Source organism: Streptomyces sp. ActVer, from assembly GCF_027270795.1.
GTDB classification, from domain to species: Bacteria; Actinomycetota; Actinomycetes; order Streptomycetales; family Streptomycetaceae; genus Streptomyces; species Streptomyces umbrinus_A.
Window position 1 is genome coordinate 1 of record NZ_JAPWHT010000110.1, and the last position, 26,097, is coordinate 26,097.

Sequence of the window (26,097 nt, forward strand, 5' to 3'; positions counted from 1 at the left end):
CGCCCCCGCTCGGGCTGAGATCCGCCCCCACTCGGGCCGAGACCTGCCCGCACCCGGACCGGGACGTCCCCGCACACGGGCCGGCGTCCCGCTGAACCGCCCCCGCCCCGGAAGCATCCCCTCCGGGCCGGGGGCGGCGTGCGTCGTGCCGTGGCCCTGCCTCCATGCGGAGACAGGGCCACGGCACGGACGTGCTGCTGTGTCAGCGGTCGCAGCTCGTGCGGCCCGGGTACCAGTGGCAGGCCAGCGCGGCGAAGCCGCCGTCCGCCACGACCGGCACGGTGAGCGAGGCGCCGCCGCGGACGACGTGCGGTTCGCGGACCAGGCCCGACGGGCCGTCGGTCACGGTCTCGACGAGCCACTTGCCCGCGCCCAGACGCATGGGTACGTCCACGCTCCTGGCCGCTCCCGCGAACGTGCCGCCGATGAACCAGCGGCCGTCGGGCGCACGGCGGGCCAGGACCGAGGAGCGGCCGGGATCGCCGGTCAGCAGCCTGGTCTCCTCCCAGCCGGTGGGCAGTTGCTCCAGGTAGCGGCGAGCTTCAGGGCGGGCCTCGTACGACTCCGGTGTGCCGGCGAGGTTCTGGATGCCGGACTCATAGAGGACGGTCAGGCCCAACTCACCCGCGTCCGAGCCGACGTTGGGGCGGAAGGGGCGGTGGAAGGCGCCCGGGGTGAAGTCCATGGAGCCGATGACGTTGCGGGTGTAGGGGAGCGAGGCCAGCTGCTCGGGGGTGTTGTTGCGCTTCTCCTCGCCGCCGACGCCCTCCAGCGTCATGACGTGCGGCCAGGTGCGCTGGATGCCCTTGGGGATCGTGGAGCCGTGGAAGTTGACCATCAGGTGGTGCTTCGCGGTGGCCGGCAGGATCTCGTCGTACCAGGCCATCCGCTCCTGGGACTCCGAGTCCATGAAGTCGATCTTCACGCCCTTGACGCCCCAACGCTCCAGCGTGGACAGCCACTTCTCCCGTTCGACGGGGTCGACGAGGAGCGAGTAATGGAGCCAGACCTGGATCTCGACGCCGCGTTCCCTGCCGTAACGCACCAGCTCGGGCATCCAGTTGTTCGTCTGCCAGTCGGGGTCGACGACGTCCCACTCGCCGGGCTTGTAGTACCAGCCCGCGTCGACGACCTCGTACGGCCAGTTCCGCTCGGCCGCGTAGTCGACGTACTTCTTCTGCGCCTCCAGGCTCTGCCCGGCCTCCTTGCCGCCGGCGAGCCAGGTCCACAGGGCCGGGCCCGGTTTGATCCAGGAGGTGTCGCGGACACGGGACTCGGGGGCGAGGTCGTCGGTGAACGTCGACTCCGTGACCGTCGACAGATCGCCGGTGACCACCGCGCGCCAGGGTGTGGTGAGCTTGCCGGACACCTTGATCGGCTCGTCGTTCCACGGACTCACGCCGAACGTGGACGAACCGGCGGCGTGCGTGAGGTGGGAGCCTGCGTAGCTGCCGGTCAGGTCCGACTCGGCGACCAGGGCGTAGCCGCCGTCCGTCTTGAAGAGGGCCTGCATCGAGTACGTGCCCGCCGGTACCGCGGCCGCCGACTGGTAGCGGACGAAGGGGAGTTCGTTGTCCCGGCGGTAGGCGCTGATGACGGGCTCGGCGGTGGCGGGGAACGTGAACGCGGAGGCCTCGCGTACGACGTCGCCGTGATCTTCCGGCAGGACGTAGCGGTACGCGACGCCGTCCGGGGCGACGCGGGTCAGCAGGTCGATACGCGCGCCGTCCGCCGTACGGAAGCGGAAGCGGGACTCGGTCATCCGGACAACTCGCTTGTGAGACTTGCCCGTTGGGACGGTGTAGCGCTCCGAGATCGTGCGGTCGGAGCGGCCGGTGAAGGTCAAGTCCCGCGAGAAGTCGGCCTGTTCGGTGACGAGGCCGACGGGGGACGGTTCGAGGACCGTACGGCCGGCGCGTCTGACCGCCAGGGCCGGGCTGCCGTCGGCCGGGTCGAGGGAGACCACGGCCGTGGGGGAGCCGTGCGGACCGCGCACCTCCCAGGTCGTGTGCGGGGCGGGCGCCTCGGCACGGGCCGGAAGTGTCGCCGCGGTGGTGGCGAGGAGTGCGGAACAGAGCGTCAACACGATGGTGCGGGCCCGGGGTTGGACCGCCATGTGGAACCCCTCCTGTCACAGTCATCCGATGACTGGTCGATAAATGTGAGAGTGGAGGGGGTATTGGGGCATGTCAAGGAATCTGACAGCATCAGACATCGGATTGCTGATGCGTCATTCAGTAAGAGGTGATCACTCGGGACGGTGCGAGGATCACTCCGGGAGGCTGAGGACGATCTTGCCCTCGGTGTGTCCCGCCTCCCCGAGTTCATGGGCCTTGGCCGCCTCCGCGAACGGCAGGACCGCGTCCACGTGTATCCGCACCCGGCCGCCCGCCAGCCGTGAGGCGATCTTCGCCAGACGCATGCCGGACGGTTCCACCCGCACGACCGCGAAACGCATCCCGCGCGCCTCGACGTCCTCGGCCGACAGGCCCGTGTCTCCGGGGGGCGGACAGCAACAGGCCTCCCGGGCGCAGGGTGCCCAGGGTGCGCGGACCGTAGTCGCCGCCGATCAGGTCGAGGGCGACGTCCATGTCCCGTACGGCCGTGGCGAAGTCCGTGGCCGTGTGGTCGACCGGCTCGTCCACGCCCAGGTCGCGCAGGAACTCGTGCTTGTCGGCGCGGGCCGTACCGACGACGTACGCACCCTCCGCCTTGGCGATCTGCACCGCCCCGCGTGACCGACCCCGCCCCCTGCCGCATGGACCAACACCCGGGTGCCCGGACCCACTTGGGCGAGGTCGACCAGTGCCTGCCAGGCGGTGAGGGTCGCGGTGGGAGCGGCCGCCGCGTGGACGTGGTCCAGGGTCGACGGTTTCGCCGCGAACTGGTCGGCGGGGGCCGCCACGTATTCCGCGTACCCGCCGCCCAGGACCTTGCCGAAGACCTCGTCGCCGGGCCGGAACCTGGTGACGCCCGCCCCGGCCGCCTCCACCACCCCGGAGACGTCGTTGCCGAGGACGAACGGCGGTTCCCCGAAGAGCGGCGCGGTACCCGAACGCACCAGCCGGTCAACGGCGTTGACACCCGCCGCGCGCACCCGCAGCAGAACCTCCCCCGGACCGGCGACGGGCCGCTCCCGTTCCTCGACCTCCAGAACCTCAGGACCGCCGAAGCGGTGCTGGGTGATCACACGCGTACGCGGAAGTGCGGTGGTCATCGGGTCTCCCTCCCGAAGCCGGATTCACGGACCGCTCGGCCCCCATCGTGCTCCCGCGGCCCGCCTTCCGCAGCCCGCGGAATCAGGACGAATACCGAGGCGATGGCCATCCGATACTGATGCGATGACCATCCGACTGCGCACCGCCCACACGGCGGACCTCACCCCCGCCGAACTCCGCGACGTCCGCACCCTCCTGGACGACGCGTTCGAGGGGGACTTCTCCGACGGGGACTGGGACCACGGGCTCGGCGGGATGCACGCCCTCGTGCACGACGAGACCGGACTCGCCGCCCACGGCTCGGTGGTCATGCGCCGGGTGCTGCACCGCGGCCGCTCCCTGCGCACGGGATACGTCGAGGCGGTCGCCGTCCGCGCGGACGTACGCCGGACCGGCCTCGGCGGGCGGATCATGGCCGCCCTGGAAGGGGTCGTCGACCGCGCGTACGCCCTCGGCGCGCTCTCCGCCGGCGACGAGGGTGCCGCCCTCTACACCGCCCGCGGCTGGCAGGTCTGGCCGGGCCGGATCTCCGCCCTCGGCCCGGACGGCATCGTGCACCTCCCCGACGAGGAGGGCACCACGTTCGTCCGCCCCGCCTCCGCCGGCTCCCTCGACCCGTCCCACGGCCTGGTCTTCGACTGGCGCGACGGCGACGTCCTCTAGAGACGTCCTCCAGCGGGGCAAATACAGAAAGCGCAGGTCAGCGCGGTGTGACCCAATCCGCCGTCTCAGATAGTAGGAAGTCCGACTAACTGTGGAGACAGATGCGCGGTCCTCGCCTAGCTTTGTAGGAGCCGAACGTCTCGCTAGACCAAGCGAATGGCGGTCGTGAGCCGGAGCCCTGGCAGGCAACCCCTGCGGCACCGCTCCCCGCCCCACCCGGCGTCTCGTAATCCCTCATCGCACTTCCGGCGGCCGCTGCCGGAGGCAAGGAGTCGATTCATCATGGCCGAGACGACCGCCCGCCGAGTCCGTCACGTCTCCCGTTCGAGCGAGTCCGACCGCAAGAACGCCGCCGCCGCGCTCCAGCGCGCCCTCGACCGCAGGGACAACGGCGGCTCGACCGGGCACTGAGCCCGGTCCTGCCTCACCTGCACGCTTCACTTTCACGCCTCACCGATGGAAGCCGGGAGCCGCGCCCGCACGGGGTGCGGTGCGGGGCCTCACGCCCCGCGCCGCACCTCGAAGTAGTCGATGCGCTCGCCGCTCTGCGCCAGCGCCGACACCTTGAGCTTCGGGGCCGCTCCCGCCTCCGCCTCCACGGAGAGGAAGGAGTAGCCGGTGTACCGAACCCTCGACCACTCCACGGTGTCGGGGTTCTGGTCCCGCGACTTCGTCCAGTGGAAGGTCTGCACGGACTCGCGGTCGGCGATCTTCCCCTCGTAGCTGTCCTTCACCCCGGCGGGGAAGTGGTAGAGGCTCTTGCCGGCCCCGCCCGCCGTGACGTACACGATCCCGTCCTTCGTCGGATCGGTCGACGCGCCGACGGGCACCCGCCTGCCCACCTTGCCGCCCTTGATGGCGTCGGTCCGCTCGTAGACGTGGTTGTGCCCGTTGATCACCAGGTCCACCTGATGCTTGGTGAACAGCGGCAGCCAGGCGTCGCGCACCCCGCCGTCCGAGGCGTGGGTCGACGTCGAGTACGTGCAGTGGTGGAAGAAGACCACGATGAAGTCGACCTGCTTTCGCAGTTCACCGAGCCGGGTGTCGAGCCAGGCGGTCTGCCTGCCGTCCGAGTAGCCCTTGTTGGCGGGAATCTCGTACGACACGTCGTTCGCGTCCAGGGCCACCACCCCGACATTGCCGTACGTGAATGAATAGACGCCCGGGGAGTTCTTCGCGTCGAAGCCGTTGTCCGGGAGAGCCCAGCGCGCGGACTGCCCGCCGTACCCGTTGGGGGAGTACCACGCCTCCATGTCGTGGTTGCCGGTCGTCACCATCCACGGGACGGACCTGGCCACCGGCTCGGTCTGCTTGAGGAACAGGTCCCAGGTGGTGGGGGCGTAGTAGTCCGACTTCTCGCCGTGCCCCGTGTCGTCGGCGTAGCAGATGTCCCCGGCGTGCAGATGGAAGGACGGCTCCCGGCCGAGGATCAGCCGGTCGTTGGCGAGCGCGTCCGCGGTGACGCCCTGGTCGCCGAACGCGGTGAACACGAACGTCTCGGGTCGGGCGGGCGCCGTGGTGAACGAACCGACCGTGGAATGCCGCTCCTTGGACGCCGGGTCGAAGCCCTCGTGGCCGACGCCGTAGTAGTACGTCGTGCCGGGGCGCAGCCCGTCGAGCGCCGCGTGCAGGTAGTACTGCTCCACCGCGAGCCGCTGCCCCTCCACCTCGGGGGTGTGCAGGTCGCGGACCTCGGCCTCGACCTTCCGGCTCAGCTCCCACGGCTTCAGCCCCACGCGCACGTACGGCTTCTTCACCGGGAGCGGCACCTGCCACGAGATCCGCATCTGGGTCTTCGGGTCGGAGCCGAAGGCGAGGTGGCGGCCGAAGGGGGTGACGACCGAGCCGTTCACCCGCTGGCCGGGCGTGGACGTGGCGGACAGCGGCGAGGCCGTCCGGCTCGCCCTGTCCGCGCCGGAGCCCGCGCCGGAGCAGCCGGTCAGCAGCCCGCCGGCCACCGCGCCCGCGGTCGCCAGGGCGCGGCGCCGTGAGTACTTCGTCCGCAGGTACTCGTACTGCTCCGCCATGCTCATCCGGCGTGCGAGCTGCGGCGGGATGCCGACGTCGGGAGTGTCCATGCTGAGGAACTTCCCAGCGTGTCCCAACAACCGCCATACGTACGGGTGAACGGGAGCCGACAGATTGATGCGCGGTCACCCGGTCGTGTCCGTATCGCGGACGCCCCATGTCATCCCGTGGGACGAGGAGTAGGGTGCCGACATGTCTCGCAGCATCAATCTCGCAGTGATCCCCGGTGACGGCATCGGCCAGGAAGTCGTGGCCCAAGGCCTGAAGGTCCTCTCGGCCGTCCTCCCGCAGGATGTGAAGCTGGAGACCAAGGAGTTCGACTTCGGCGCCAAGCGTTACCACGCGACCGGTGAGACCCTCACCGAGGCCGACCTGGACACCCTGAAGAAGCACGACGCCATCCTGCTCGGCGCGATCGGCGACCCGAGCGTGCCGTCCGGTGTACTGGAGCGCGGTTTCCTGCTCAAGCTCCGCTTCGCCTTCGACCACCACGTCAACCTGCGTCCGTCGAAGCTCCTTCCGGGTGTCGCCACCCCGCTCGCCGGCCAGCCGGAGATCGACTTCGTCGTGGTCCGCGAGGGCACCGAGGGCCCGTACACCGGCAACGGCGGCACCATCCGCAAGGGCACCGAGCACGAGGTCGCCACCGAGGTCTCCGTGAACACGGCCTTCGGTGTGGAGCGCGTCGTCCGTGACGCCTTCGCCCGCGCCCAGGCCCGCCCGCGCAAGAAGCTCACGCTGGTCCACAAGAACAACGTGCTGACCTTCGCGGGTCACCTGTGGACGAACGTCTTCAACAAGGTGGCCGAGGAGTTCCCCGAGGTCACCACGGACTACATCCACGTGGACGCCGCGACGATCTACCTCGTCACGGACCCCGCCCGCTTCGACGTGATCGTCACCGACAACCTCTTCGGCGACATCATCACCGACCTCGCCGCGGCCGTCTCCGGCGGCATCGGCGTCGCCGCCTCCGGCAACATCAACCCGAGCGGCGAGTTCCCGTCGATGTTCGAGCCCGTCCACGGCTCGGCCCCGGACATCGCGGGCCAGGGCAAGGCCGACCCCAGCGCCACCGTCCTGTCCGTCGCCCTCCTGCTGCGTCACCTCGGCCACGAGTCCGAGGCCGCGCGCATCGAGGACGCCGTCTCCGCCGACCTCGCGGAGCGCGTCGGCAAGCCCGCCCGCAGCACCGAGGAAATCGGCGACGCGCTCGCCGTACGAGTAGCCGGCTGACCCTGCCGCGTCACTCGAAACTCTCGAAGCCGCCGGGTCACTCGAACACCCGGCGGCTTTGCTATGTCCCCGCCGGGTGTCACCATCATCCTCTGGGTCGCATTCACGCCGATTTCGTCGTGGCTCCCCGCTTGCGATAATCGATGGCGGAGCCGCGGAATGAGGGAATGCTCGGACGTCCTAGCACTGGCCACTGGCAGTACAGGCGTGAGCGCGGCCCGTCACACACAACCGGTGAAGGACACCATTCATGACGACGCCCACGATCGAGCTCAAGCCCTCGGCCTCGCCACTTTCCGGCGCGGAGCGCGAGGTCATCCTCGCCAACCCCGGGTTCGGCCGCCACTTCACCGACCACATGGTGACGATCAAGTGGACCGAGGGCCGCGGCTGGCACGACGGCCAGCTCACGCCGTACGGACCGCTCTCCCTGGACCCGGCGACCAACGTCCTGCACTACGCGCAGGAGATCTTCGAGGGTCTGAAGGCCTACCGGCAGCCCGACGGCTCCGTCGCCACCTTCCGCCCGGACCGCAACGCCCTGCGCTTCCAGTCCTCCGCCCGTCGCCTGGCCATGCCCGAGCTGCCCGTCGAGACGTTCATCGAGGCGTGCGACGCGCTGGTCCAGCAGGACAAGGCATGGGTGCCCGCGCACGGCGGCGAGGAGTCGCTCTACCTGCGCCCGTTCATGATCGCGAGCGAGGTCGGCCTGGGCGTGAAGCCCGCCAACGAGTACCTCTTCCTGGTCATCGCGTCCCCCGCCGGCGCGTACTTCCCGGGCGGCGTGAAGCCCGTCTCGATCTGGCTCTCCGAGGACCGCGTGCGCGCCGTCCCCGGCGGCATGGGCGACGCCAAGACCGGCGGCAACTACGCCGCGTCCCTGCTCGCCCAGGCCGAGGCGGCCTCGAAGGGCTGCGACCAGGTCTGCTACCTCGACGCCGTCGAGCACAAGTGGGTCGAGGAACTGGGCGGCATGAACCTGTACTTCGTGTACGGGGACAAGATCGTCACGCCCACGCTGACGGGCTCCATCCTGGAGGGCGTCACCCGCGACTCGCTCCTCTCGGTCGCCCGTGACCTCGGTTACGAGTCCGAGGAGGCCCGCGTCTCCATCGACCAGTGGCAGCGCGACGCCGAGAACGGCACCCTGACCGAGGTCTTCGCCTGCGGCACGGCGGCCGTCATCACCCCCGTCGGCACCGTCAAGCGCTCCAGCGCCGAGTGGCAGCAGTCCGGCGGCGAGCCCGGCGAGGTCACCATCAAGCTCCGCCAGGCCCTCCTGGACATCCAGCGGGGCGTGACGAAGGACCGGCACGGCTGGATGCACAACCTCGGCTGAGCCTCCGGCTCCACTGCCGCCCCGGCTCGGCGGTTACGTTGCGTGAGGCCCGCTCCCTAGAAAGCGCCGTGTCGGGGGCGGGCCTTGCGCTACGACGTCACCGAGGCCCGCTGGGTGTCCGTGGCCGACGGTTCCGGGGGCACTGGCGGCTGAGGTGTACGTGTTCGTGTCGTCAGGGTCAGGTATGTGGTGCCTCCGACCAGTCCCGACAGCAGGAAACTGCAGTCCACCCCGCCGGTCAGCGTCAGGAGCGGGCCCTCGTACGACGGCAGGGAGACCGCGAGGAGGCCGGTGGCGGCACCCAGGGTCCAGGACAGTGTGGCCGGGATGTTCCAGCCGGCCGAGTACCAGTAGATCCCGCCGCGGGAACGGCGGTTGAAGACCTGGAGGGCGTCCGGGTCGTACACCCCGCGGCAGCGTACGAAGCCGATGAGTGTGATGACCGCCCATGGTGTGCCGACCGCCGTCAGCAGCAGGACGAAGGACGTCATCGCGTCCTGGGCGCTCGACGCGTAGTGGCCGGTGAAGACGCAGGCCGTGGCGACGACGGCGACCGTGTACGTGGCCCTGGTGCGGGAGGCGCGCGGGAGGATCGCGTCGAGGTCGAGGCCCATCGAGTAGAGCATCAGACCCGCGTTGCCGACGGATCCGGCGGAGGCGGCGAGCAGGAGCGGGACCAGGTACCAGCCGGGGGCGGCGGAGACCAGCGGGCCCGCGTAGTCGAGGGCCGCGCCGGCCGCGTACGCCGTGAAGGTGCCGAAGAGCTGAGGGATCAGGAGCCCGGCGGTCAGGCCCAGCCAGGTCGCGCGCAGGACCGTGCGGGAGGAGTGCCGGGCGGGTGAGATGTAGCGCGTGTAGTCGCCGAGCAGCGTGATGAACGCGACCGGGCCCGAGAGACCCGCGGCCACCGCCGCCAGCAGCCAGGTCGGCCAGAAGCCGCCGAGCAGATAGCCGCCCGCCTCCGGCAGCGCGGAGGTCGTGAAGTGCGGCGCGTACGCGAACACCCCGAGGACCAGCAGGGCCGTCATGCCCACGGCCAGGATCCGGGACATGCGGAGCAGCACGCGGTAGCCGTACACCGCACCCGCCACGGTGGCCGCCGAGAGCAGGGCGTAGACCAGCGCGTACGAGAGGTCCGAGGCCGGCAGTCCGAACAGGCGGTGCAGTACGCCGACCATCACGTCGCCGCCGATCCACACGGTCAGGGCCGTGTAGCCGAGGGCGAGCAGGAGCCCGACGACCGAGCCGACGAGCCGGCCGCGGACGCCGAACTGGGCGCCGGACGACGTCGAGAGGTTCGTCGCCGTGCGCAACGAGACCAGCGCGAGCGGAGCCGTGAGCGCCGTGCCGATCAGCGTGCCCACGACGACCGACGTGACGGACGACCACCAGTCAAGCCCGAACGACGGCGGCAGCCAGCCGAAGATGATCACGCCGAGGCAGAGGTTCGAGCCGAGCAGGATCGAGACCAGGTCCCGAGGGCCGCTCGTCCGCTCCTCCTCCGGGATGGTGTCGACTCCGTGTTGTTCCACCGGCATGGCAGGTCCCCTTCGATCGGCCCCTTGCGCCCCGCACTTTAGAGCGACGTTCAATGTGCCGGGTTGTTAATCGCCCGTCAATGGTTCCGTTCTATGAAGCTCATGGTTAGAGTGATGCTCTAAATAGTGTGGACGCAAGGAGGTGTCGTGGCGTGAGACTGACCCCCACGGAACGTGACCGGCTGCTCCTGTTCGGGGCCGCCGAGCTGGCCCGTGCCCGCCGGGCGCGCGGTCTCAGGCTCAACGTGCCGGAGGCGACCGCGCTCATCGCGGACACCGTCTGCGAGGCCGCGCGGGACGGGCGACGGCTCGCCGAGGCCATCGAGGCGGCCCGGGCGGTGCTCGGCCCCGACGACGTGCTGCCGGGTGTCGCCGACGTCGTGACCGAGGTGCATGTCGAGGCCGTCTTCGACGACGGATCGCGGCTCGCGGTCGTGGCCGACCCCGTCGGCGGCGGGCTGGGGGACCGGGCCCCCGGGGCGTTGCTGCCGGGGCCCGTGCACGCCCAGCCCGAGGCGGTCGTGCGGCTCGCGGTCACCAACACCGCCACCGTGCCCGTCTCCGTCACCTCCCACTTCCACTTCTTCGAGGCCAACCCGCGGCTCGACTTCCCGCGTGCGGACGCGTACGGGATGCGGCTCGCCGTGCCCGCGGGGTCGTCGGTGCGTTTCGGGCCGGGCGAGCGCGTCGAGGTCGGGCTCGTACCGGTCGGGGGCGAGCGGATCGCGATCGGGTTCGCCGGGCTCGTCGACGGGCCGCTGGACGCCCCGGGCGCGAAGGAGGAGGCCCTGCACAGGGCCGCCGCCTGCGGATATCTGGGAGCCGCGGCTCCAGGGGGCGAGTCTCAGGGACGGGGGGCGACACGATGAATCCGTACGAGTACGCCGCCACCCACGGCCCCCGGGCCGGCGACCGCGTCCGCCTCGGCGACTCGGGGCTCACGATCCGCGTCGAGTCCGACGCCCAGAAGTACGGCGACGAGTTCCTCGCCGGGTTCGGCAAGACCGCGCGCGACGGACTGCACCTCAAGGCCGCCGCCGTCCGCGAGACCTGTGACGTCGTCATCAGCAATGTCGTGGTGATCGACGCGGCGCAGGGGATCCGGAAGGTCTCCATCGGCATCCGCGAGGGGCGGATCTGCTCCATCGGCCGGGCCGGGAACCCCGACACCCTCGACGGCGTCGACGTCGTGGTCGGCACGGGTACGTCCATCGTCTCCGGGGAGGGGCTGATCGCCACCGCCGGGGCCGTCGACACGCACGTCCACCTGCTGTCGCCGCGCGTCATGGAGGCCTCGCTCGCGTCCGGCGTGACGACGATCGTCGGGCAGGAGTTCGGGCCGGTGTGGGGCGTCGGCGTCAACTCACCCTGGGCGCTGCGGCACGCGTTCAACGCGTTCGACGCGTGGCCGGTCAACATCGGCTTCCTGGGCCGGGGTTCGTCCTCGCACGAGGCGCCGCTCGTCGAGGCCCTGGCCGAGGGCGGGGCGTCCGGCTTCAAGGTCCACGAGGACATGGGCGCCCACACCCGCGCGCTCGACACGGCACTTCGGGTCGCCGAGGAGTACGACGTCCAAGTCGCCCTGCACAGCGACGGGTTGAACGAGTGCCTGTCCGTCGAGGACACCCTGCGCGTCCTCGAAGGCCGCACCATCCACGCCTTCCACATCGAGGGCTGCGGCGGCGGTCACGTACCGAACGTGCTGAAAATGGCGGGAGTTCCGAACGTCATCGGCTCCTCCACCAACCCCACCCTGCCCTTCGGCCGGGACGCCGTCGCCGAGCACTACGGGATGATCGTCTCCGTCCACGACCTCAAGACCGACCTGCCGGGCGACGCGGCGATGGCCCGCGACCGGATACGGGCCGGGACGATGGGCGCCGAGGACGTCCTGCACGACCTGGGCGCGATCGGCATCACCTCGTCGGACGCGCAGGGGATGGGGCGCGCGGGGGAGACCGTGCGCCGGACCTTCGCGATGGCCGGAAAGATGAAGGCGGAGCTGGGGCCGATCGAAGGGGACCACTCCGGCGACTCGGGCGACGACAACGCGCGCGTCCTGCGCTACATCGCCAAGCTCACCATCAACCCGGCCATCGCGCACGGCCTCGCCCACGAGGTCGGCTCCATCGAGACCGGCAAGCTCGCCGACATCGTCCTCTGGCGCCCCGAGTTCTTCGGCGCGAAGCCGCAGCTCGTGCTCAAGTCCGGCTTCCCGGCGTACGGAGTCGTGGGCGACCCGAACGCGGCGACCGACACCTGTGAACCCCTGGTCCTGGGACCGCAGTTCGGGGCGCACGGGAGCACACCCGCGGACCTCTCCGTCGCCTTCGTGGCACAGGCCGCGCTCGACCAGGGCAACGACACCATGTCAACACGCCGTCGTCGCGTGGCGGTTCGCGGCACGCGCGGCATCGGTCCGGCCGACCTGCGCCTCAACTCCCGTACCGGCGCGGTCGATGTGGACCAGCGCACCGGACTGGTCACCCTCGACGGCGAACCGCTGCGCTCCGAGCCGGCCGACTCGGTCTCCCTCAACCGCCTGTACTTCCTGTGAGAAACCCGATGTGGACCCCGAGGACCCGATGAGGACCCCGATGAACAAGGCTGCCGCCGACGGCTTCCGCATGCCCGCCGAGTGGACCCCGCACGAGCGCACCTGGATGGCGTGGCCGGGCCCCAACGTCACCTTCGACGACCCCGACGACCTCGCCGCATCGTGTGCGGCCTGGGCGTCGGTTGCCCGTGCCGTACGCCGCTTCGAACCGGTCACGGTCGTCTGCGGTCCCGGCCGGTCGGCCGAGGCACGGACCCTGCTGGGCCCCGGCATCGACACCGTCGAGCGGGAACTCGACGACGCCTGGATGCGCGACATCGGCCCCACCTTCCTCACCGACGGGAAGGGCGAACTCGCCGCCGTGGACTGGACGTTCAACGGCTGGGGCGCCCAGGACTGGGCCCGCTGGGACCACGACGCCAGGATCGGGGCGTACGTGTCGGCCCTGGCCGGGGCACGGACGTACACCTCGAAGCTCGTCAACGAGGGCGGCGCGATCCACGTGGACGGCGAGGGCACGGTGCTGCTCACCGAGACCGTGCAGCTCGGGCCCGAACGCAACCCCGGCTGGACGAGGGAGCAGGTGGAGGCGGAGATCCACGCCCAGCTCGGCACCCGCAGGGCGATCTGGCTGCCGCGCGGACTGACCGGTGACTATCCCCCGCACGGGTACGGGACGCTCGGCCACGTCGACATCGTCGCCGCCTTCGCCCGGCCCGGAGTCGTCGTGGCGCACTACCAGCCGGACCCGGCGCACCCCGACCACGAGGTGTCGAAGGAGATCATCGGGCTGCTCAGGGCGCAGACCGACGCCCGCGGACGCCGGATCGAGGTCGTCGAGGTGCCCGCCCCTGCGGTCCTGGAGGCGGACGGCCACTGGGCCGACTACTCCTACATCAACCACTACCTCTGCAACGGCGGAGTCGTGCTCTGCGGCTTCGACGACCCGCGCGACGAGATCGCGGCCGGGATCTTCCGGCGGCTGTTCCCCGGGCGGACGGTGACGCTGGTCGACGCGCGGGCGATCTTCGCGGGCGGCGGCGGCATCCACTGCATCACGCAACAGCAGCCGAGGGCCTGATGGCGACAGGAGCCGTGCGACCGGACCACTGCGAACCGGCCTCACATTCGCGGACCGGGCACGCGGCCGAGCACGGGTTCCGGCAACAGGGCCCACTCCCGCTCTGTCCTTGGGAGCAGTCAGGTAGAACGTACGGGTGAACGTACTGTTTTGTGCCGCCTGCGGGCGCCGGCTGACCGAGCCTGTCCGGCCGCTCGACGAGATGCCCGAGTACCCCGGCTGGGACGGTATGCCCGACGCGGAGGGGCGGCGGCACGGTCCGGCGAGCGTCCCGCGCGGCACGTATGTGGTCGATCCGCAGCCGTTCGGGGCGCCCTTCGAACCGTACGAGGGAGACGAGGACGCGTACGACGGGATCGTGCCCGGCGGGATGTGGATGTCCGACGAGCGAGGCTCGCTCGTGTCCGCCGGGCCGCGCGGCACCTACGTCCTGCACCCGCTCGACGTCGTCGAGCTGGACTTCCACCCCGACATGTCCCGCTTGGGCGGCTGCTGCGGCGCGAGCCCCTTCGAGGGTGTCAACCGCGTCTGCTCCTGCGGCGCCGAGATCGCTGTCGAGGCCAGTGACTGCTCGGGCGGCTACGAGACCCGGCTCGTCCCGGACACCGTCCGTGTGGAGGCCGTCGCGTGACGACCCGTCGGCGCAACACCGCCCCGCCCCGCGAGGACGTCCTCGCCGTGGCGATGGACATGATCGCCGAGAGCGGTCTGGAGAAGCTCACCATGGCGGCGCTCGGCCGCAAGGTCGGGATGAGCAGCGGTCACCTCCTCTACTACTTCCACTCCAAGGACGAGCTGCTGCTGCGCACCCTGGAGTGGAGCGAGGGGCGGCTCGGCGCGGAGCGCGGCCGGCTGCTCACCCGGGCGGCCCCGGCGCGCGAGCGCCTCGACGCGTACGTCGACCTGTACGTGCCCGACGGCCACCGCGACCCGCACTGGACCCTCTGGCTGGAGGTCTGGAACCGCTCGCAGAACGCCGACGAGGACGCCCGCGAGCGGCAGGCCGCGATCGAGGGTGCCTGGCACCGCGACCTGGTGGCGCTGCTGGCGGAGGGCGTGTCGCGCGGGGAGTTCCGTCCGGTGGACCCGGACCGTTTCGCGTCCCGGCTGCGCGCCCTCCTCGACGGCTTCTCCATCCACGTGGCGATCGGACTGCGGGGCACGGACCGGGAGCAGATCCTCGGCCACGTACGGGAGTTCCTGGACGAGGCGCTGGCGCGCTCGGACGCCTGAGTGCCCGTCCAGGTTGTACTCAATTCGGCTGATTGACCCGTGCCCGCCGGTGCGTTTGCATCGGACGAGCCCTCGGCGCAGGGCCGGGGAACGAGCGCTACGGGGAAATCGGGGGGAACCGTCATGCGCAGATCCGTGCGTGGGGCGTCCGTCGCAGTCATCGCGGGGGCGGTGTCAGCCACCACGGCAACGATGTCAGCGGCCGGGACACCGGCGGCGGCACCGAAGCCGGGGACCGAGCGGATCACACTGTCCGCGACGGGGGAGCAGGGCAACGACAGTTCGTACGGACCGGAGTTCAGCGCGGACGGCCGGGCCGGATCTCCGACGGCGCCCGCAGCATCGCCTTCCTGTCCGCGGACCCGGGGCTGATCCCGGCCGGCGACACCAACGAGGGCGACGACGCGTTCGTACGCCACCTGCGGTGATCAACCGAGTGCTCGCATCCTGAGACGGACGGTGAGCACGGGGGCGGTCTGTGCCAGACTGCCTCCGTGCTCTCGTTCGCCATGATTATTGGCAGCAGGCGCGCCGGTCCGCAGTGACCGCACTGTACGACCACGTACGGGCGGCCACCGTCGTCCTGACCCGCGCGCAGACCTCTCGCACCCGCGAGAGGTTTTTCTGTTTCCTGGCCCACCTTCAGCCGGGACCGGAGCGCGAGAGACCATGGACGGTGGAGCCGGTCATTCCGGTAGACCGAATCCGATACAGGAGCCTCAAGAGATGACGGACGCAACCGACGAGCATCGCGACTCCTCCCGTCGCGGCCCCTCCCGAGTCGACGACGCCTTCCACGTCTTCGACACGACGCTGCGCGACGGTGCGCAGCGAGAGGGCATCAACCTCACCGTCGCGGACAAGCTGGCCATCGCACGGCACCTGGACGACTTCGGCGTGGGCTTCATCGAGGGCGGCTGGCCGGGGGCCAACCCGCGCGACACCGAGTTCTTCGCCCGCGCCCAGGAGGAGATCGACTTCAGGCACGCCCAGCTCGTGGCCTTCGGCGCCACCCGCCGGGCGGGCGGCAAGGCGAGCGAGGACCCGCAGGTCAAGGCGCTCGTCGAGTCCGGCGCACCCGTCGTCACGCTCGTCGCCAAGTCCCACGACCGGCATGTCGAGCTGGCGCTGCGCACCACCCTCGAAGAGAACCTGGAGATGGTCCGCGACACCGTCTCCTACCTCCGCTCCCAGGACCGGCGCGTCTTCGTCGACTGCGAGCACTTCTTCGACGGCTACCGCGCGAACCCGCAGTACGCGAAGGCCGTCGTCCGGGCCGCCTCGGAGGCCGGCGCCGACGTGGTGGTGCTGTGCGACACCAACGGCGGCATGCTGCCCGCCCAGGTCCAGGCCGTCGTCGCCACCGTCCTCGCCGACACCGGCGCACGCCTCGGCATCCACGCCCAGGACGACACCGGCTGCGCCGTCGCCAACACCCTCGCGGCCGTCGACGCGGGCGCGACCCACGTCCAGTGCACGGCGAACGGCTACGGCGAGCGCGTCGGCAACTCCAACCTGTTCCCCGTGGTCGCCGCGCTGGAGCTCAAGTACGGCATGAAGGTCCTCCCCGAGGGCGCGCTCTCCGAGATGACCCGCATCTCACACGCGATCGCGGAGGTCGTGAACCTGACCCCGTCCACGCACCAGCCGTACGTAGGTGTCTCGGCCTTCGCCCACAAGGGCGGCCTGCACGCGTCGGCCATCAAGGTCGACCCGGCGCTGTACCAGCACATCGACCCCGAGCAGGTCGGCAACACCATGCGGATGCTCGTCTCGGACATGGCCGGCCGCGCCTCGATCGAGCTCAAGGGCAAGGAACTCGGGGTGGACCTGGGCGGTGACCGCGAGCTGATCGGCCGGGTCGTCGAGCGGGTCAAGGCGCGCGAGCTCAGGGGCTACACGTACGAGGCCGCGGACGCCTCCTTCGAGCTCATGCTCCGGGAGGAGATCGAGGGCAAGGCCCGCAAGTACTTCGAGGTCGAGTCCTGGCGCGCCATCGTCGAGGACCGCCCCGACGGCAGCCACGCCAACGAGGCCACGGTCAAGCTCTTCGCCAAGGGCGAGCGCATCGTCGCCACGGCCGAGGGCAACGGCCCGGTCAACGCCCTCGACCGCGCCCTGCGCGTGGCCCTGGAGAAGATCTACCCCCAGCTCGCCAAGCTGGAGCTCGTCGACTACAAGGTCCGCATCCTGGAGGGCAAGCACGGCACCCAGTCCACGACCCGGGTCCTCATCTCCACCTCCGACGGCACGGGGGAGTGGTCGACGGTGGGCGTCGCCGAGAACGTGATCGCGGCGTCCTGGCAGGCCCTGGAGGACGCTTACACGTACGGCCTGCTGCGGGCGGGCGTCGAACCGGCCGAGTAGCCCCCCAGGGTCTCTCGCCCCCGCCGCCCCTACCCTCCCCCACTCTCGGCTTCGCTCGAGCGGGGGGACCCCCATCGTCCTTCTGGGGCTCCGCCCCAGACCCCGTGGTGTGTGTTTTCGGGTGCGGGTGCGTTGTGGCTTGTCGCGCAGTTCCCCGCGCCCCTAAAAGCCTGGGGGCGCGGGGAACTGCGCACGGGGGTTCGGGGGCGGAGCCCCCGAGTGGTGACGGGAATGGGCAGGGGCGGCGGGGGCGAGAACGGGTGCCGCAGCCCCCTACCGCAGCTGCCACTTCTGGTTGGCAGCCCCCGTGCACGACCAGATCTGCGCCCGCGCCCCGTTCGCGGACGAGTTGTCGCTCACGTCCAGGCACTTGTTCGCGGCCGTGTTGACGAGGTCACCGGTCGAGGCGTTGTACGACCAGCGCTGCGCGCCCGAGCCGTTGCAGTCGTAGAGCTGGACCTTCGCACCGTCGGCGACGGACGCGCCGGTGACGTCGAGGCATTTCCCGAGGGACCGGACCGAACCGTCCGCGGCGACCGTCCAGTTCTGCGCGGTCGAGCCGTTGCAGTCGTAGAGCTGGACCGCCGTGCCGTTGGCCGACGAACCGCCCGCCACGTCGAGGCACTTGCCCGCGAGCCCGACGAACGACCCCGCCCGCTCGCCGCCTCCCGACTGGGTGCCGGAGGAGATGTTCTCGCCGCCTCCGCCACTGCCGGCCTGGAACGCGAACGGGGTCTGCGCCTGGAGGCCGCGGGTCACATGGCGCCCGCCGGTGTCGTCGGTGGTGGTGAGCCAGGCCGTGACCTGCTCGCCCGCGGCCTGCGCGGGCGTGGCACCGGCGGTCGTCAGCCCTGCGGTGGTGAGCAGCCCGGCGAGGAGGAGCCGGGCCACCCGAAGGGGTCTTCTGGGGTTGCTCATGGTGCGCCGCACTTCTGGAGGTGGGGGATGTGGGCGTGCGAGGCGTGAGTAAATGGCGGCTTCGAACGGGCGTCAAGGAGGTGCGCGTTCAGTTTCTGAACGAGCAACGGCCCTGATCCGGCCGGGAGTTGGCTGTGTACCGCTTCTGACGTGAAGTCTTGACGGCGGGGCGTGGCATCAGTTAACTCACGCCGTGAGGTAAGCCATGAGAGGTCAAGTCATAACAGCCGCACCAGAGCCGAGGGAAGGTCCATGCGAAGAACCGCCCTGCTCGTCTCCGCCACCCTGCTGACCGGGCTGCTCCCGTTCGCCGTGGCGGGCCCCGCCTCCGGAGCGGACGATCCCGCCCCCGCGCCCGTCGACAACTTCGAGGGCGAGATCCCGTTCGCGAACCCGCCCGCCGAGGGCATCTTCACCTGGGGCAGCGACACCGACGACCCGCCCACGCTGGAGCTCGCCGCCCGGGACGACGCGCCGCAGGGCGAGAAGGTCCTCTCCGGTACGTACGACATCAGCGGCTACGGCGGCTTCACGCACGACTTCGCCTTCGACAAGCCGGCCCAGGACTGGTCCGCGCGCAAGGGCATCCGTTTCTGGTGGGACGGCCGGAACAACGGCAAGAAGGTCAACTTCGAGCTGAAGGACGGCGGCGCCAACGGCGAGGCCTCCGAGCTGTGGACGACGTCCTTCACCGACGACTGGACCGGCTGGAAACAGCTGGAGATCCCTTTCACCGACTTCAATTACCGCACGGACTACCAGCCCGTCGGAGGCATCGACCAGGTCCTCGGCCTCACCGGGATGTGGGGCTACGCGCTCACGCTCCCGGTCGGCACCAAGGACCAGTTCGCCATGGACGGCGTGGAGTTGTACGGCAAGGCCGACCAGTCCCTGCGCGCCAACGTCGTCACCGACGCGGCCGTGTACCCCGTCGAGGAGGGCCGCTCGGCCGCCGTGAAGATCACGGTCGCCACCACCGGTTCCGCGCCCATCGAGGAGCCCGTCACCGTCGCGTACGAGACGGCCGGCGGCACCGGTGAGTCGGGCAAGGACTTCACCCCGGTCAAGGGCGAGCTGACCTTCCCGGCGGGCACGGCCTCCGGCGCCTCGCGGACCGTCACCGTGGCGACCCTGCGCGACAAGGCGGGCGAGAACGCCGAGACAGTCCCGCTGAAGCTGACGGTCACCGGTGCCAAGGCACCCGCCGAGAACCCGCAGGTCGTGATCGACGCCCACGGACTCCCGTACCTCGACTCGAAGCTGCCGGTGAAGAAGCGGGTCGCCGATCTGCTCTCCCGGATGTCCCTCGCGGAGAAGGCCGGCCAGATGACCCAGGCCGAGCGCGGCGCGCTCACCACGCCGGGTGACATCGCCGCCTACGACCTCGGCTCGCTGCTCTCCGGCGGCGGTTCCACACCGACGCCGAACACGCCCGAGGCCTGGGCGAAGATGATCGACGGCTTCCAGCTCCGGGCGCAGGCGACCCGGTTCCAGATCCCGCTCATCTACGGCGTGGACGCGGTGCACGGCCACAACAACCTCGTCGGCGCCACGATCATGCCGCACAACATCGGCATCGGTGCGACGCGCGATCCCCAACTCTCCTATGAGGCAGGGAAGGTGACCGCCGCCGAGGTCCGGGCCACCGGCATCCCGTGGGACTTCGCGCCCTGCCTGTGCGTGACGCGCGACGAGCGCTGGGGGCGGACCTACGAGTCGTTCGGTGAGGACCCGGCGCTCGTCGAGTCCATGGGGACCGTCATCCAGGGCCTCCAAGGAGCGCCCAGCGGCAAGGACTTGAAGAGGAACGACAAGGTCCTCGCCACCGCCAAGCACTTCGTCGGCGACGGCGGGACGGAGTACGGCTCGTCCACGACCGGCACGTACACCATCGACCAGGGCATCACCAAGGTCACCCGGCAGGAGCTGGAAGCCGTCCACCTCGCGCCCTACCAGGACGCCGTGGACCGGGGCGTCGGCACGGTCATGCCCTCGTACTCCTCGCTCGACATCCTCGGCGACTCCGAGGGCCCGGTGAAGATGCACGCGGACGCCGCGATGATCAACGGCGTGCTCAAGGACCGCATGGGCTTCGACGGCTTCGTGATCAGCGACTGGCAGGCCATCGACCAGATCCCCGGCGACTACGCGAGCGACGTCCGTACGTCGGTCAACGCGGGCCTCGACATGATCATGGTCCCGTACGCGTACAAGGACTTCCACAAGACGCTGTCGGACGAGGTGACCGCCGGCCGGATCTCCGCGAAGCGGATCGACGACGCCGTGTCCCGCATCCTCACGCAGAAATTCAAGCTGGGCCTCTTCGAGAAGCCGTACGCCGACACGAGCGGGGCCTCGGCGATCGGCTCGGCGAAGCACCGGGCCGTGGCCCGCGAGGCGGCGGCCGAGTCCCAGGTCCTGCTGAAGAACGCGGGCGGCGTGCTGCCGCTCAAGAAGTCGCAGAAGGTGTACGTCGCCGGCTCCAACGCCGACGACATCGGCAACCAGGCCGGCGGCTGGACCATCACCTGGCAGGGCTCGTCCGGGAAGATCACGGACGGGACGACGGTCCTGGAGGGCATGCGGAAGGCCGGGAGCGCGGTCACGTACTCCAAGGACGCGTCGGCGCCGACGGACGGCCATGACGTGGGGGTCGTGGTCGTCGGCGAGACCCCGTACGCCGAGGGCGTCGGAGACGTCGGCAACGGCAACGACCTGCTGCTCTCCGCCGCCGACCGGGCGGCCGTCGACAAGGTGTGCGGCGCCATGAAGTGCGCCGTGCTGATCGTCTCCGGGCGGCCGCAGCTCGTCGGCGACCAGCTCGGCGACATCGACGCGCTGGTCGCGTCCTGGCTGCCGGGCACCGAGGGCGACGGCGTCGCGGACGTGCTGTACGGGAAGCGGGCCTTCACCGGTCAGCTCCCGCTCACCTGGCCGAAGTCGGAGTCCCAGCTGCCGATCAACGTGGGCGACTCCTCGTACGATCCGCAGTTCCCGTACGGATGGGGGCTGACCACGCTGACCTCCGTGCCGAGCGGTGGCACCAGTGCGCTGAAGGCCCTCGCCGTCGCGGCCGCCGTGGCCGAGAAGGCCGGGTCGGAGACGGCCGGGCGCGCGATCGTGACCAAGGCACGGCTGCTCGTCCAGCAGAAGATGGGGCAGACGATCACGGCGGCGAGCGCGAAGCCCTTCGCCGACGCCGATCACCTGCTGCTGACCGGACGGTACGGGCAGGCGGTGGCGAAACTGACGGCGGCGTACAAGGCCGCCTGATCATCGCCTGTTCGCTGTCCGATCGCTGTCTGTTCGCTGCTGACGGGCCCGTCGGCCGAGGATCCCTCGGTCGGCGGGCCCCTCGGCCGAAGGATCCCTGGTGGGCGGTGCGGCGCGCGGCGTCGCACCGCCCACCAGGCACAGGGTGCCAGGCCGCCACGAGCTACGTTTTCGGGTTCCCAGGAGTAGCTTCGAAGGTATGAAGGCCGCACTAGCCCGAGGACTCTCCGTACTCCTGATCGCGTTCGCGGCCTTGGCGGTGCTGTCCGTCGGGGCCACGGGCGCCCACGCGGCGACGGACGTCTCGACGGTCTCCGACGCCCTGAAGAAGAGCCCCGTGTACGTCGACCCGTCCATGTCGGGGCAACTGTCGTCGGCCGACGCCGACGCCCTGGCCGAGAAGATCGAGAGGGCCGACAAGCCGGTCTTCGTCGCCGTGCTCCCCACGGACTTCCCGAAGCAGGACCTCTTCCAGAACCTGCGCACCGCGACCGGCGTCACCGGCCTGTACGCGGTCAGGCTCGGCGACCGGTTCGACGCGAAGGCCGACTCCTCGGTCATGTCCCAGGACGGCGTGAAGAACCTCGTCACCAGCGTCCAGGGTGAGGACACCAGGACCCAGCTCGACGACTTCACCGACCGGGCCCTCGCCAACGTCGGAGGCTCGGCGCCCAGCGGCTGGAGCGAGGGCGGGGGCGGCGTGGACACGGGCGCCCTGATCGGGGCCGGCGCGGTGATCGTGGCGGGCGGCGCCGGCGCGTACACCCTTGTGCGCCGCAACCGCCGCAGGAAGGAAGCCGAGCGACAGGCCGCGCTCGACAAGCTGCGCGTCGTCGTCGACGAGGACATCACCGCCTTCGGCGAGGAGCTCGACCGGCTCGACTTCCATCCCGCGGAGGCGGGCGCGGACGACGTGATGCGCGCCGACTACGAGCGCTCCCTCGACTCCTACGACAAGGCGAAGTCCTTCATGGCCGCGGCCACCCGCCCCGAGGAGGTGCGCGCGGTCACCCAGTCCCTGGAGGACGGGCGCTTCTCGCTCGCCGTGCTCGCCGCGCGCCGCGAGCACCGGCCCGTCCCCGAGCGCCGGGCCCCCTGCTTCTTCGACCCGCGCCACGGCCCGTCGGTCGCCGACTCCACCTGGACGCCGTCGGGCGGGGCGACCCGTGAGGTGCCGGTCTGCGCCGCCGACCAGGTCCGGCTCGCCGAGGGCCACGACCCCGCCGTCCGCGAGGTCGACACGGAATCCGGCCGCCGCCCCTACTGGGAGGCGGGCCCGGCGTACGGACCCTGGGCGGGCGGCTACTTCGGCGGCGGCATCCTGCCCGGCCTCCTCGTCGGCACCCTGCTCGGCTCCATGATGGCCAGCCCGTCGTACGCGGCGGACTACGGCTCCGGGTACGGGAACTTCGGCGGCGGAGGGTACGAGGGCGGGGACGTGTCCGGCGCCGACTTCGACTCCGGTGACTTCGGCGGCGGCTTCGGAGGCGGGGACTTCGGGGGCGGCGGGGACTTCGGAGGGGGCTTCTGAGCCCGGTGGCCTCCGGTCCCCGAAGAGGCCAGGGCATGGGCATGGGCCCGGCGCTGCGCACAGCACCGGGCCCATGGACCTCGTACGGAGGATGCGGCGGGCGTCAGAGAGTCGACGCCGCCGAGGCGATGGCCGACGCGAACGTCGAGACCTCGCTGTAGACGCCGGGGGCGTTGGGCCGGGCGCAGCCTATGCCCCAGCTGACGATGCCGACCTGGATCCACTCGTTGGCGGCGTCCCTGCGGAACATCGGGCCGCCGGAGTCGCCCTGGCAGGTGTCGACGCCGCCCGCGGTGAAGCCGGCGCAGATCTCCTCGCTCGCGACGAGACCGCTGTAGCCGCTGTAGGAACGGCAGGTGGCGTCGCTGACGAACGGCACGGTGGCCTTGAGCATGTAGCGCTGCTGGGCGCCGCCCTCGCTGGCCGCACCCCATCCGGCGACGGTGAAGTTGCCGGTGTTGTACTGCGTGGTCGTCGCGATCTTCAGCGTCGGCAGGTTGATCGGCTGGGCGAGCTTGATGAGCGCCCAGTCCTTGCCGGTGCCGTTGTAGCCGGGGGCCTGCAGAACCTTGGTGGACCTGACCTGGACCCGGCCGCTGGTGTTCTGGAGGTCCACGACTCCGGCGGTGGCCGTGATGCTGGTGTTGTTGCCGGAGCCGCTCACACAGTGCGCGGCGGTGAGCACGATCTGCTGCGTGTACAGCGCGCCGCCACAGCCCATGGAGAGCCGGACCATGAACGGGAACTCGCCTTGCGCGGCGCGGGTTCCGCCGACCACGGGCGCGGGGGCGGCCTGTGCGGTGGAGACGGGCTGAAGGCTGACGACCGCGAGGGCGGCCGCACCGGCGACCGCGCATCTCTTGAGGGCCTTGACGAGGTTCTTCAACGTGATGCCTTCCGTGGGGGGTTGACATGCGAGCTGGTGGAACCGGATGCGGGTGCGACAGAAATGTCAGGCACATGCCAAGGAATGCGACAAATAATCGCGTTTGGTGGCATGAGCCGGTCAATTTCTGTTGAGGGATTATGTGAACGCTGTGAGTGTCGCCACAAGGGGTGAAATTCGGCCGCCCCTATCCGGTCAGGCCGAGTTCGGTGCTCCGGTCAGGCCGTGCTCCCCGCCCCCGGCACGACCAGACCCGTCTCGTACGCCATGACCACCGCCTGGGTCCGGTCGCGCAGCCCGAGCTTCGAGAGCACCCGGCTGACGTGCGTCTTCACCGTCTCCTCGCCGACGCGCAGACGTCCGGCGAGCTCGGGATTGGACAGCCCCTCGGCGAGCAGCCGCAGCACCTCCGACTCGCGCGGGGTGAGGACCGCGAGCGCGTCCCGGCGCGGTGCCCTGGGCTTCAGCCGGGCGAACTCCGCGATCAGCCGGCGCGTGACCCCGGGCGCCAGCAGGGCCTCCCCGGCGGCGACGACCCGTACCGCGTCGAAGAGCCGCTCCGCGGTGACGTCCTTGAGGAGGAACCCGCTCGCTCCCGCGATGAGGGCGTCGTACACGTGCTCGTCGAGGTCGAAGGTGGTGAGGATCAGCACGCGGGGCGGGCGCGCGGGTCCGGCGTCGCCCATCAGCTCCGCGGTCGCCTGGATCCCGTCCGACACCGGCATCCGTACGTCCATCAGCACCACGTCGGGCCGCTGCTCCCGGCATACCCGGACCGCCTCCGCGCCGTCCCGCGCGGTGCCCACGACGATGAAGTCCGGCTGGGTGGCGAGGAGTCCGGCGTATCCGGCGCGGACGACCTCGTGGTCGTCGGCGACGACAATGCGGACGGGGTGGGGTTCGGCCGGTACGTCGGCCGCCGCCTCGGCGTTCGTCCCGGCGACCGCTTCGGGAGCGGCTTCGGGGGTCGTCATGCGAGGGCCTCCGCCCGTACGGGGAGGCGGGCCTCGACCAGGAAGCCGCCGCCGGGTGCGGGGCCGGTGCGCAGGGTGCCGCCCACGGTGGCCGCGCGTTCGTGCATGCCGAGGAGGCCGTGCCCTACGCGGTCACGGCCGACGGGGTGTCCGGGGTCGAACCCGGAAGCAGGCCCGGGTCCGGGCCCCGGTCCGTTGTCGCGTACGCGGAGCGCCAAGTCGTCCGCCCCGTAACGGAGTTCCACGTCCACGGCGGCGCCCGGAGCGTGCCGGCGGGCGTTCGTCAGGGCCTCCTGGACGATGCGGTAGGCGGTGACCTCGATGCCCGGGTCGAGCGGGGCGACCGTGCCGCTGACGATCAGCCGGGTACGGGAGCCCGCGGCGTCCCGGGAGTCGTCGACCAGCTCCATCAGCTGGCTCAGGCCCGGCTGGGGACGCCGGGTGACCCCCACGTCCGCGTCCTCGCGCAGCACTCCGAGCAGCCGGCGCATCTCCGTCAGCGCGGCCCGCGCGGTGTCCCCGATGGCGAGCAGCCGGGTGGCGCCGTCGGCGGGCAGCCCCTGGGTGGTCAGCCGGGCGGTCTCGGCCTGTACGGCGATCATCGAGATGTGGTGGGCGACGACGTCGTGCAACTCCCTGGCGATACGGGCCCGTTCACCCCGTGCCGCGTGTTCGAGCAGGGTGTCGGCGAAGGCGCGTTCCGTGGCGCTGTGCGCCTGTGCGGCCGTCCGGACGTGCCGGGTGATGCCCGTGGCCGCCGCGGCGGAGGTGAGCGTGGCGACCAGGACGGCCACGACGCGGACGGTGGAGTCGGCGGGGTCGCCTGCCGCGGCCAGCGCGAGACCAACGTACGGCAGCACGAGAAGGCCGCTGAGCAGGGGTGTTCCCGCCCGTCCCAGCGCATGGACGGTGATCAGCTGGGCCGCCGTCCCCGCGAGGGTGAGGGCGCGGAAGGGCTCCAGGGCCAGGACGCAGGTGGTCGTGAGCGCGATGGCCGCGGTGCCGCGGACGGGCGCCCCGCGCTCCGGCGCGAGGACGACCCCCACGGGCAGCGTGGTGCACAGCGCGAGCAGCAGGGCGAGCGCGAGATTCCCGCGCAGCCCGTCGGCGCGGACCAGGATCTCGACGGCGGCGAGGACCGCGAGACCGACGGAGAGCACGACGGGGGAGAGGGGCCCGGCACCGGCGGCCCTGACGGCACCGGCGGAGAAGGGGGCCGAGGAGCGGGGAGGGCGTGACGTGGGGGAGAGGAGGC

General features: G+C 71.0%; 19 protein-coding genes and 2 pseudogenes. 12 read left to right on the top strand and 9 right to left on the bottom strand.

Going from position 1 to position 26,097, the window contains the following annotated elements; translation table 11 throughout:
* Positions 1-202: 202 nt before the first annotated feature.
* From O3Q52_RS19535 to O3Q52_RS19540, 3 genes and pseudogenes are all read right to left on the bottom strand, one after another.
* Positions 203-2,116: a glycoside hydrolase family 97 catalytic domain-containing protein gene (locus O3Q52_RS19535; RefSeq protein ID WP_269650067.1), complete on the bottom strand. Its 1,914-nt coding sequence runs from the start codon at positions 2,114-2,116 to the stop codon at positions 203-205.
* 153 nt (positions 2,117-2,269) lie between these two features.
* Positions 2,270-2,669, bottom strand: a pseudogene (locus O3Q52_RS54165) (zinc-binding dehydrogenase); the annotation flags it as partial.
* Positions 2,570-3,217 (bottom strand): alcohol dehydrogenase catalytic domain-containing protein, encoded by a 648-nt coding sequence (locus O3Q52_RS19540; protein WP_332112924.1) that lies wholly within the window; start codon positions 3,215-3,217, stop codon positions 2,570-2,572. The gene O3Q52_RS19540 and the pseudogene O3Q52_RS54165, both read right to left, overlap by 100 nt.
* A 124-nt stretch (positions 3,218-3,341) precedes the next feature.
* Between O3Q52_RS19540 and O3Q52_RS19545 the strand changes: the two genes are divergently transcribed.
* Both O3Q52_RS19545 and O3Q52_RS19550 read left to right on the top strand, forming a co-directional pair.
* Positions 3,342-3,881: a GNAT family N-acetyltransferase gene (locus O3Q52_RS19545; protein WP_269650068.1), complete on the top strand. Its 540-nt coding sequence runs from the start codon at positions 3,342-3,344 to the stop codon at positions 3,879-3,881.
* Between the two features lie 282 nt (positions 3,882-4,163).
* Positions 4,164-4,292 carry a hypothetical protein gene (locus O3Q52_RS19550; RefSeq protein ID WP_260695433.1) on the top strand — a complete coding sequence of 43 codons (129 nt, stop codon included), beginning with the start codon at positions 4,164-4,166 and terminating at the stop codon, positions 4,290-4,292.
* Positions 4,293-4,381: 89 nt separating this feature from the next.
* Here O3Q52_RS19550 and O3Q52_RS19555 read toward each other — a convergent pair whose 3' ends face one another.
* Positions 4,382-5,959, bottom strand: a complete 1,578-nt coding sequence (locus tag O3Q52_RS19555; RefSeq protein ID WP_269650069.1) for a metallophosphoesterase family protein — start codon at positions 5,957-5,959, stop codon at positions 4,382-4,384.
* Between the two features lie 142 nt (positions 5,960-6,101).
* On the opposite strand from O3Q52_RS19555, the gene O3Q52_RS19560 reads away from it, so the two are divergent.
* Positions 6,102-7,145 carry a 3-isopropylmalate dehydrogenase gene (locus O3Q52_RS19560; protein WP_269650070.1) on the top strand — a complete coding sequence of 348 codons (1,044 nt, stop codon included), beginning with the start codon at positions 6,102-6,104 and terminating at the stop codon, positions 7,143-7,145.
* 250 nt (positions 7,146-7,395) lie between these two features.
* On the top strand, positions 7,396-8,484 hold the full coding sequence (locus O3Q52_RS19565) for a branched-chain amino acid aminotransferase (protein ID WP_269650071.1): 1,089 nt from the start codon (positions 7,396-7,398) through the stop codon (positions 8,482-8,484).
* A gap of 89 nt (positions 8,485-8,573) precedes the next feature.
* On the opposite strand, the gene O3Q52_RS19570 is transcribed toward O3Q52_RS19565, so the two are convergent.
* Positions 8,574-10,022 (bottom strand): cytosine permease, encoded by a 1,449-nt coding sequence (locus tag O3Q52_RS19570; RefSeq protein WP_269650072.1) that lies wholly within the window; start codon positions 10,020-10,022, stop codon positions 8,574-8,576.
* A gap of 152 nt (positions 10,023-10,174) precedes the next feature.
* Between O3Q52_RS19570 and ureA the strand changes: the two genes are divergently transcribed.
* The 6 genes from ureA to cimA all read left to right on the top strand — a co-directional run bounded on the left by ureA (position 10,175) and on the right by cimA (position 17,260).
* Positions 10,175-10,891: an urease subunit gamma gene (gene ureA / locus O3Q52_RS19575; RefSeq protein WP_269650073.1), complete on the top strand. Its 717-nt coding sequence runs from the start codon at positions 10,175-10,177 to the stop codon at positions 10,889-10,891.
* Positions 10,888-12,579, top strand: a complete 1,692-nt coding sequence (locus O3Q52_RS19580) for an urease subunit alpha (RefSeq protein ID WP_269650074.1) — start codon at positions 10,888-10,890, stop codon at positions 12,577-12,579. Before ureA ends, O3Q52_RS19580 begins: the two co-directional genes overlap by 4 nt.
* A 40-nt stretch (positions 12,580-12,619) precedes the next feature.
* The gene (locus O3Q52_RS19585; protein WP_269650075.1) at positions 12,620-13,660 is read left to right on the top strand and encodes an agmatine/peptidylarginine deiminase; all 1,041 of its coding nucleotides are present in this window, start codon (positions 12,620-12,622) and stop codon (positions 13,658-13,660) included.
* A gap of 136 nt (positions 13,661-13,796) precedes the next feature.
* On the top strand, positions 13,797-14,291 hold the full coding sequence (locus O3Q52_RS19590) for a hypothetical protein (RefSeq protein ID WP_269650076.1): 495 nt from the start codon (positions 13,797-13,799) through the stop codon (positions 14,289-14,291).
* A gap of 53 nt (positions 14,292-14,344) precedes the next feature.
* A complete protein-coding gene (locus O3Q52_RS19595) occupies positions 14,345-14,893 on the top strand; it encodes a TetR/AcrR family transcriptional regulator (protein ID WP_269650082.1) in 549 nt (182 codons plus the stop codon).
* A 726-nt stretch (positions 14,894-15,619) separates the two neighbouring features.
* Positions 15,620-17,260 (top strand): citramalate synthase, encoded by a 1,641-nt coding sequence (gene cimA, locus O3Q52_RS19600; protein ID WP_269650077.1) that lies wholly within the window; start codon positions 15,620-15,622, stop codon positions 17,258-17,260.
* Positions 17,261-17,533: 273 nt separating this feature from the next.
* Here cimA and O3Q52_RS19605 read toward each other — a convergent pair.
* A pseudogene (locus tag O3Q52_RS19605) lies at positions 17,534-18,061 on the bottom strand (ricin-type beta-trefoil lectin domain protein); the annotation flags it as partial.
* Positions 18,062-18,430: 369 nt separating this feature from the next.
* Between O3Q52_RS19605 and O3Q52_RS19610 the strand changes: the two are divergent.
* Positions 18,431-21,451 carry a glycoside hydrolase family 3 N-terminal domain-containing protein gene (locus O3Q52_RS19610; protein ID WP_269650078.1) on the top strand — a complete coding sequence of 1,007 codons (3,021 nt, stop codon included), beginning with the start codon at positions 18,431-18,433 and terminating at the stop codon, positions 21,449-21,451.
* Between the two features lie 199 nt (positions 21,452-21,650).
* Positions 21,651-22,982, top strand: a complete 1,332-nt coding sequence (locus O3Q52_RS19615; RefSeq protein ID WP_269650079.1) for a hypothetical protein — start codon at positions 21,651-21,653, stop codon at positions 22,980-22,982.
* Positions 22,983-23,085: 103 nt separating this feature from the next.
* Here the strand turns inward: O3Q52_RS19615 and O3Q52_RS19620 are convergent, their stop codons facing one another.
* The 3 genes from O3Q52_RS19620 to O3Q52_RS19630 form a co-directional block, all read right to left on the bottom strand.
* Positions 23,086-23,868 carry a serine protease gene (locus tag O3Q52_RS19620; protein WP_269650080.1) on the bottom strand — a complete coding sequence of 261 codons (783 nt, stop codon included), beginning with the start codon at positions 23,866-23,868 and terminating at the stop codon, positions 23,086-23,088.
* A gap of 218 nt (positions 23,869-24,086) precedes the next feature.
* Positions 24,087-24,842 carry a response regulator transcription factor gene (locus tag O3Q52_RS19625; protein WP_269650081.1) on the bottom strand — a complete coding sequence of 252 codons (756 nt, stop codon included), beginning with the start codon at positions 24,840-24,842 and terminating at the stop codon, positions 24,087-24,089.
* Positions 24,839-26,002, bottom strand: a complete 1,164-nt coding sequence (locus O3Q52_RS19630; RefSeq protein ID WP_269650083.1) for a sensor histidine kinase — start codon at positions 26,000-26,002, stop codon at positions 24,839-24,841. Before O3Q52_RS19630 ends, O3Q52_RS19625 begins: the two co-directional genes overlap by 4 nt.
* Between the last annotated feature and the right edge of the window lie 95 nt (positions 26,003-26,097).